This is a genomic window from Fastidiosipila sp. (assembly GCA_012511175.1).
Taxonomy (GTDB): Bacteria; Bacillota; Clostridia; order Saccharofermentanales; family DTU023; genus UBA4923.
The window spans coordinates 1-8436 of sequence record JAAZGO010000015.1 but is presented as its reverse complement, the minus strand read 5'-3'; the positions used below and the strand labels follow the sequence as shown (position 1 = coordinate 8436).

Genomic DNA, 8436 nt, shown 5'->3' with positions numbered 1-8436 from the left:
TGGCAGGCGGCTTCAGTGTCACCTGGTAATCCGAAGACGAGGTGGCGACAGACGAACCTTCGTGTTCAGCGCCATAGACGGCCACCGGATATTCCCCGGAATTAACCTGGACCCATTGGGCGTAAGCCGTCCTTGTAGAACTCATTGTCCGACTAAAATCAAAGACCCCCGAGTCTGCCCCCGGCCCTTTTGTCCATCCTGTAAAGGCGTAATTTGCGTTTGCTGCCTCCGGCAAAGAAGGAATGGATGGACAATTTGCTGACCGCACGACCTGCGTCCCAGGCGCGCTGGCCGTTGTAAAAATCTGCCCGTTGGAGTTAAAGTTCATGGAGTAATAATAGAAAAAGTACTTTGAGCTTGAACCCTTTCTGCCAACTGTCTGGTTGGGGAGGATTAACTCATCGTTTACCATCATGTCGTAATTGCCTTCCGGGAGCTGGACAGAATAAAGGCCTGGATCTCCTTCAGTCAAAATATGGGTCGTGCCGGCAGTCGTATCCTTTGCCAAGGCCGTCACGCCGCTATAGGGCTGCCCGTCCAAAGCCAGCTGAAGAGCTCTGGTTTCCCAGGGGAACCACAAGGCGGAGAGGGTCATATCCTCGTTGACGTTATTTGAAAAATCCCATCTGGTCACAAAATAATTCCGGATATAGGTCCAGTATCCAAAATAGAACTTCTCTTCTGCCAGCGGAACAGGCTCTACAGGCTCTACAGCCGGTGTACCCTTCGGAATGGTCTGATCCACAGGGGCGCCTGTTCCGTGACCTTTCATGTCAAAGGACACGGTGACCATTTCCCCATCCGCTATGGCTAAAACCGGCACCATTGCCATCATCACTAAAAAGCACAATAGCAGACCGAAAATCCTTTTTTTCATTTCCTTTTATCCTCCATCTCGCATACGCCTGTCTGTTTTGCTGCTCCTTGCCCCAACCTCAGGCATCAGGCCGTCAAAAAAGGGCATGACCTTGCCGGACACGGTTTTTTTACCCGCATTAAGCCTCCCTATCATCGAAACGGAAGCAAAAAAACCCTTCTTATTCATATAGGTGCAAATTCCAGCAAAACTACGCACCCTTAAAGCCGAAAATGCAAGATGATTCATCAAACCTTCTGGGAAAGTGCTTCACTGTACGGACGGAGTCAAGCCTGCCATCTTGGTGGAAATTCACCTTCCCGTAACTCTGCACTTCAGGTAACCTGCTGTTGTTCTGAATTGCACTCCTCGTTCGTGGTGATCAACAAACAGAGCTCCATTGGCCGGGTGATGCTCGTTTCATTCGAAAGGTCCGGATCTCTTCATGGAATCGTTTAATGCTGTTCGGGAAACATGACCGCCTACGGCACCCCGGAGGCAGGCTAAGGACTGCCATGACTTCGCTGAAAGATTCATCCGGCAGCTTATGTTCGCCTGGGGGGTTGATCGTCTCTAACGCCTCCCAAAGTGCATCACGGCATTGACAGGTTGCTGGGGGAGAGATCGGCTATTCTTTCCGGGGAGCGCGGGCAGTTCGGCGGCAGGCCGCCTAAAACTGCTTCAGCGAAAAATGCTGCCCCATGTGTCATAATCTAATCCATGCAAAAACGATCGACAAAAGAAGAGGCTCCCAAGCATCAGGGCAAAGCAAGATGGATCCGGCTCGACAACGCGTCCAAGGTTTTCCCTGCCACAGCCAACTTGAAAGACACCAAGGTCTTCCGGATGACCGTTGAGCTTAAGGAAGCGGTCGATCCTGACATACTGCAGCAGGCACTGGATGCCATCATGCCGCGTTTCCAGAATTTTGAGGTTGTGCTGAGGCGGGGCGTCTTCTGGTATTACTTCGAACAGAGCGACCTGCGCTGCCTGGTCCGGCCGGAGACGGAAGACCTCTACGAGCCCTTGTATATCCGGGGCGAAAAGAGGCTGCCTTTCAGGATCCTCTACTATGGCAGCCGCATCAATGCGGAGATCTTCCATGCCGTGTGCGACGGTGTAGGGGCCGTAACTTTCATCCGTGCCCTTTTGGGACAGTACCTGCTGCTTTCACACCCAGGGATCATTGAGGCTGGGGATATCCAGCCCCTCTTCGAACGCTCGCCCGCCGGCGAAAAGATGAACGACAGCTTTCAGCGGTATTTTAAATATCAGGGCAAGAAGAAAAATCAAGAAAGAGGCGCGAGAAAGAAGAAGAAACGTGTCAATGCCTGGCAGTACAGGGGTACAAGCCTGATCCGGCGCCGCGCCAACCTGGTTGAGGGAGCCATGCCGGTCAAGGCGATCCGGGATGCCGCCCAAAGACGCAAGGCCACACTCACAGTCTATATTTCATCGATTTACGCCAAGGCTCTCTGGGAGGAGCGCGGAGGCAACAGGCGGCCCATTGTCCTTGCCATTCCCGTCAACCTTCGACCCCTCTTCAAATCCAGAACAGAGCGCAACTTTTTCAGTGTCATGCACATTGAACTGCCCGAGCCGGCCAGGGAAGACTCCTCCAACCTGGACTGGTGGATCAAGGCAGTCGCCGATAGCTTCAAAAGTGCCTTCCTGCCTGAAAAATTGGCTTCAGATCAAACCGGCCTCTTGAAGCTGGAATCCAATCCCATTCTGCGAATCCTGCCCACGGGCCTGAAGGACTTGAGCATGCGTGCGGCCCACCGCTTGAGCGACCGGAAGCACACAACAAGCATCTCCAATGTCGGGCGGATTGACCTGCCGGAGAAACTTTGGCTCCATGTTCGCAGCTGTCATGTGTCCGTCGCCACCCGGGGCATCTCCCTGTCTGCCGTCAGCGGCGCCGGAGTCTTCTCGGTCAGCTTCATATCGATTTACAGGGAAAATGAGCTCCCCTACCGATTCTTCACGGCGCTCCGGGAGGAGGGCGTCCCGGTCGAGATTACCAGCAACGGCAACATCATCACGGCTGGATCCACCAACGAAAACGGTGAATCGGTCATCTTGCCGCCCGCGCAAGGTGTCACCCCCACAGGGACGACGGCATGTCCCAACTGCGGCTGCACCATCCGGGGCTACAAGGCACGGTGCCCTTTGGATAACGAGCCCTTGCAGGTCTCGACTGACGCCAGGTCGGATGAGGCCAGGGATGTCTTTCCTGCCGCGGAACAAAAGACCAACCACTTCCTCCTGACCAGGTTGTTCGCCTTCATCTCCTTTGCCGCCATGATCATCAGCCTCATGGTCAGCTACAGCCTGGAACTGCCCTTCAACCTGCCGCTGATGACCCTGCTGGGGATTATCTCCAGCTGGGCCAGCATCGGGGCTGTGGTAGTCCGGCGAAGGCAGGTCAGCAAGATCGTCACCTGGCAGGTCGCCATCCTGTCCCTGCTCGTGGTAGCCTGGGACTGGATTTTCGGCTGGCAGGGCTTCTCCCTCAACTACGCCATCCCGATCGTTCTGCTGACAGCCCAGGCAACGCTTTACATACTCGCCCGGGCCCTCCACCTGGAAAGCGGCGACTACCTGGTCTACCTGCTGCTTTGCGCCTTACTGGGATTAGCGCCCCTGCTCTTCCTCATCTTCAGCTGGGTCACCGTCCGGCTTCCCTCCGTCATCTGTGTGGGAGTCAGCCTCCTCATGATCGCCGGCGCCCTGATTTTTCAAGGGGATGTCATCAAACACGAACTGGCGAAACGCTTGCACATCTGACCCGATATTGGGTTGGTTGTTTTCGGCAGCAGATTTATCTTGCATCCCAATACAGATTAGCCTTCAAGAAGCCATTTCAGATCCTTGAACATCTGCATGGCAGTGATGTCTTCAATGAGAAAGATGTTTTCCGGGACAACATCAGCCGGCGGGATGAAGTTGCCGTTCATAAATACCCTGTCACCGCCGTCACCATATGCTTGCAGGGAGATAAAAATAATTTCCTGGCCTCTGAGGTCCTGAAAGCTGAGTTCGAGTACCGACCGCTTGCCTGCCAGGCTTTCGGGTGTCCTGATTTCCCTGATTGGCAAATCCATCAAACGGCCAAGCCAGCTTTCCGCCAGGTCTCGATCTTGAATCGCCCTGAAGGCCGTTTTGGTCGCGATGGATTGGTCGTCATACTGATATTCTGAGATTTGCAGGGAGCGGGCTTCCGGAACCTGGCCTTGACCGGGATGCCACCAATCCCCCAAAGTCCGTCGATCGTGGGGCTCCATGTCAACCAGATAAAAGAGGCCGCCGTCAGTCAGGGAAGACAACCTGGTATAGAGGGGTGAGGAAAGGTCCGCATTAAAGCGCCAGCCATCGGCATGCCTGTCAAAGGTGTAGGTGTAAAGGCCGTCCCAGGTTCGCAAAATCAGATGTTGACCGTCCAGGTTGTAGTGGCCATAGGCCAGATAAGAGCTCAAGGGTGACAGGGACAAGGTGAATGCCCGCTCGGTGTTCAGCTGCAGGACCGCCTCGTCTAGCGGTTCAGATCCCTCGAATCGATAAGTGTCGAAAGGTCCCTTGAAGGAGAAATCCTCCGGGGGTTCGGTCTCAGGCGCAGGAACAATCCGGCAGGTGACCATGGCCGCGATATCCTCTTTTGAGACATTCACAGCCAAAAACCGGCCGGTCACGTCCAGGTCGCCGGGATCCGATCTGCGCCGGACGGCGATCTCCACCCTTCCCTCCCGGTCCAGGGTGACGGCGTCAACCCACTCGCGGTCGGCCGGGTTTCTCTCAAACAGATAGGCCAGTAAAAGTGTATTCTCCCGGAAAAATTCGTCTGTGTATAGGTCAGCCAGGCGGGAAAAGGCCGGTGAATCAGTGTCCTCCAGATCAAAATCGAAGTGGGCGGCCATCTCCCGGTAGAAAGTTTCAAAATCCTGCCGGCTGTCCAGCTTGACAAGAGGAATCAGGCCGTGCACAGCGTCAACGATGGGAAAGAGTTGGTAATCCGCCCGGTCCAGCATGGCCTTGTGGCCGGCCCGGGAGTATCCCACCGGAGAAGAGAAGGCCTGAAAGCCGATACCGATCGCCTCTTCCGGTTCATAAGGGGGCGGAGGAGCGGTCTCCCCTTCCATGGCAGGCCTGCCATCTTGAAAGATCAAGCGTCCGCTTTCCAGGATCTCCTCGCCCATAGGTGGCCGTTTTGCCACACAGAGCCGGCCCCCCTCAAGATAGAGTTCGTAGTCGCTGACAAAGCGGTTCCATAGATAATGGGTTTCCTTGTTTTCGTAATCAAAGACCACCACATGGTTATCGACAAAGCCTGAGCCGAAACTGACCGTCCCGCAAAGCTCCGGCTTGCCGTCGCCTGTCAAATCACAAAAATACGCATTCCAGATAGGCATGCCTGCGAAAAGGGCCGAAGACCCGGCTTGTGTCACAGCCTCCATCTCTCCCGGTGTCCAGCGGAAGGTCACACCCGGGAACTCCGGTCTGCTGGTCTCAAGATGACTTTCCCAATCCATGCTGTTTAAGTGCAAGTAATCAAACCATTCCTCCGCCAGGCCCGGCTCGATTACGGTTCCGGGATGACTTTCCGCCGGGGTCTTTGGTTCTTCAACCGGCTCCCTGGGGTTGGTGAGGAAACAAAAGATCAGGACCAGGGAAGCGATCAGAGCCAGGAGGATGATCCAAAAGGTAGGTTTTTTGTAATTGAGTACTTTTCTTATCCTCTCTTTCACCGCCAGCTCTCCAAAGGCCAGGGGGCAGGCCATGACCGGCCGGTGGGGGATGCTGGCGGCCAGGAGGGTTTCGGAATAGACCAGGCGCCCCTCTTTGTCCATGGCCCGGATGACCTTCTCATCACAGGCCATCTCAATATCCCGGCAAAGAAGCATGTAGGCCAGCCAACAGAGGGGGTTGAACCAGTAAAGGGAAAGAATCAGAAATCCCAGAGGTTTCCACCAATGATCCCGGCGGGCCAGGTGGGCCCGCTCATGGGCCATGACCAGGGCTCTCTGTCCTGCTTCCATGCCTGAAGGCAGGTAAATACGAGGCTTGACCAGGCCCAGGATGAAGGGGCTGTCAATCTCGTCGCTGATCCAAACCCCCTCTGCCACCTGGATGGAGGCACCGATCCTTTTTCTCAGACGGCCATAGCTGAAAATGGCATAAAAGAGAAGGACTATCATGCCGATCAGCCAGACATAGGCCGCAGCCCGGGTCCAAAGCTGCAAGGGATTCATGCTGGTAGCCGGCACAGAGGCCAGGCTCTCCCCGATCACCGGGTTTACCCACTGGTTGAAGGCGGGAATCCCGCTTTGGATTTGCGGATTGGGCGCGTAAAGGATATCCGGCCTGATCGTCTGGGCACTTGGGATAAGGCTCAGGGCGCTCTTGATGGAAAAGGGAAAAAGCAAACGAAGGCCCGCCACGGACCAGAGCAGGCAGACCAGCCATTTGGGCGCCTTTCTCAAGAGAGGCCGAAGGGCCAGCAGAGCCAGGATCAGCCAGCTGGCCGTGATGCTCATATTCAAGATTTTCAAAAAGAGGGCATCCATGATTCAGCCTTCCCTCGCTGCTTCTTCGATCATTTGACGGATTTGATCCGCTTCCTCCTGTGAAAGAGACTTTCGCCTGGTGAAGGCAGCGATAAAGGCCGGCAGTGACCCGTCGAAGCTTTGTTCGACAAACTGCTCGCTTTGCAGGGCTTCGTATTCTTCACGGGAGATGACCGATGATACCATTCCCCCTTCATTCCGGAAGAGGCCCCGGTCGATAAGTTTTCGAAGGACCGTATAGGTGGTCGACCGCTTCCAGTCCAAAGTTTTTTCGCAGAGCTTAACCAGATCCCGTGAATGCAGGGGTTCATGGTCCCAAATAATCTCCGCGAAACGGGATTCAACCTCTCCCAAACTGATTGCTGCCATGACCTCTCCTCCGTGTAGTCTATTCACTATCGACTGATACTAGTCTATACCCAGTAAACTGATCTGTCAACTCCATTACGCCGATGGAATACCGCTCGCTGGCGAGCTGGATTTTGAGGAATCCAGCCCTCTTAGAAAAACGATGAGCTGAACTTCGTCTTTCGGGAGTCAACTTGACAGGGTACACTTCGCTGGCACAACTGGACTCACGTCAGCTGCTTGCCGAGGAGAAAATCGATCAGATTAACCTGCTGAATGCCGTTTGCCGACCAGTCCAGATTATCCAGTGTCAGCACATATTTGGGATAGTTGTCTTTAACATCATTTAGACTGCGATACTCGCGAGCTCGAGTATTCTCATTTTCCAGAGAAGAAGTAACCTGAACGTATGCCAAATCCTGGTCTCTTCTGGCAACAAAATCGATCTCATTTTCTCCGGCATAAGCTGTAAACATTTTGTATCTCCGGCGTTTTAACTCCAGGAACACTGTGTTTTCAAGCAAACTGCCGGTATTTCTTGACAAAGGTGATACTACGGCGTTTCGAAGACCGCTGTCTACTACATAGTAGCAGCGTTTGGTCGAAAAAAGTTTCTTGCCTCTCGTGTCATAAGCATCAACAGGGTATAAAACATAGGCGTCGACCAACGCATTGATATAGTCAACAATCGTTTCATGGCTGATTCTTCCGCCTGCCGATTTGATGCTATTCACGATATTCTTTATTGCAAATGGCTTTCCAACTGTCTCGAATATAAAACTGATAATGTGATGCAGTGCCTGCACATCTTTTACTTGATGCCGGGTGATGATGTCCCTGACAATAATACTGTCATAAAGACTGCTCAGGTAATCTCTTTTCAGCTCTGCAGAGTCTGCGAGAACCGCAGCAGGAAAAGAGCCGCATTCCAAATAATTCCGGAGTTCTTCTTCCGCGTGCCTGCGTTCGATTTTAGATGGATCCAACTCATTAAATTCGAGATATTCCACAAATGACAATGGCAACATATCTATTCTGATATAACGTCCGGAGAGTAGCGTAGCAAGGTCGGAGCTTAAGATATAAGCATTGGATCCTGTCAACACAATATCGACATTGCCATTTGCGTGCAGACCATTAATGACTTCTTCCCATCCGTTAACATTCTGCAGTTCGTCAAAGAGAAAATAGTATTTTTTCGTGTTGTCCAGTTTTCCAAGTCTAATTCTTATGTGGTCAACAAGAGAGTCTTTGTCGCGGATGCTTATGTTCTCGAGCAATTCCATATTCAGATAAAGAAGTTCTGCTTCAGGCTCATTGTCCAGCAAATAGGAATGATACATCTTAAGCAAAGATGATTTGCCGCATCGCCTGACTCCGGTTATTACTTTGACAAAACCATTGTTTTTATACTCGATAAGCTTACTCAAATACATTTCACGAATAATCATTGCTATATCCGTCTTTCAGTTATTGACTGAAGTATAGCATAAAATATCATAACTTTCAGTTAGTAACCGATTTTTGTTAAATATCCTCACATATTTCAGTTAAAAACTGAAAGTCAGAAACTGTTTCCGGTTAAGAATATTGCCGTGCCAGGCACCGAAGACAACATGAAGTGATTAAAAAAAGACCCGCCCCATTCGGAGCGGATCTTCATTGTGG

General features: G+C 52.5%; 6 protein-coding genes. 1 reads left to right on the top strand and 5 read right to left on the bottom strand.

Going from position 1 to position 8436, the window contains the following annotated elements; all coding sequences use genetic code 11:
• Positions 1-877 (bottom strand): InlB B-repeat-containing protein (locus tag GX839_03180; protein NLB04468.1); only part of this gene is annotated, 877 nt, incomplete at its 3' end.
• A gap of 6 nt (positions 878-883) precedes the next feature.
• On the bottom strand, positions 884-1105 hold the full coding sequence (locus GX839_03175; GenBank protein NLB04467.1) for a hypothetical protein: 222 nt from the start codon (positions 1103-1105) through the stop codon (positions 884-886).
• A 471-nt stretch (positions 1106-1576) separates the two neighbouring features.
• On the opposite strand from GX839_03175, the gene GX839_03170 reads away from it, so the two are divergent.
• Entirely contained in the window at positions 1577-3646 is a 2070-nt protein-coding gene (locus GX839_03170; GenBank protein NLB04466.1) for a hypothetical protein, read from the top strand.
• A 56-nt stretch (positions 3647-3702) separates the two neighbouring features.
• Here the strand turns inward: GX839_03170 and GX839_03165 are convergent, their stop codons facing one another.
• The 3 genes from GX839_03165 to GX839_03155 form a co-directional block, all read right to left on the bottom strand.
• A complete protein-coding gene (locus tag GX839_03165) occupies positions 3703-6420 on the bottom strand; it encodes a hypothetical protein (protein NLB04465.1) in 2718 nt (905 codons plus the stop codon).
• A gap of 3 nt (positions 6421-6423) precedes the next feature.
• Positions 6424-6789 (bottom strand): BlaI/MecI/CopY family transcriptional regulator, encoded by a 366-nt coding sequence (locus GX839_03160; protein ID NLB04464.1) that lies wholly within the window; start codon positions 6787-6789, stop codon positions 6424-6426.
• A gap of 206 nt (positions 6790-6995) precedes the next feature.
• The gene (locus GX839_03155) at positions 6996-8219 is read right to left on the bottom strand and encodes an ATP-binding protein (GenBank protein NLB04463.1); all 1224 of its coding nucleotides are present in this window, start codon (positions 8217-8219) and stop codon (positions 6996-6998) included.
• Between the last annotated feature and the right edge of the window lie 217 nt (positions 8220-8436).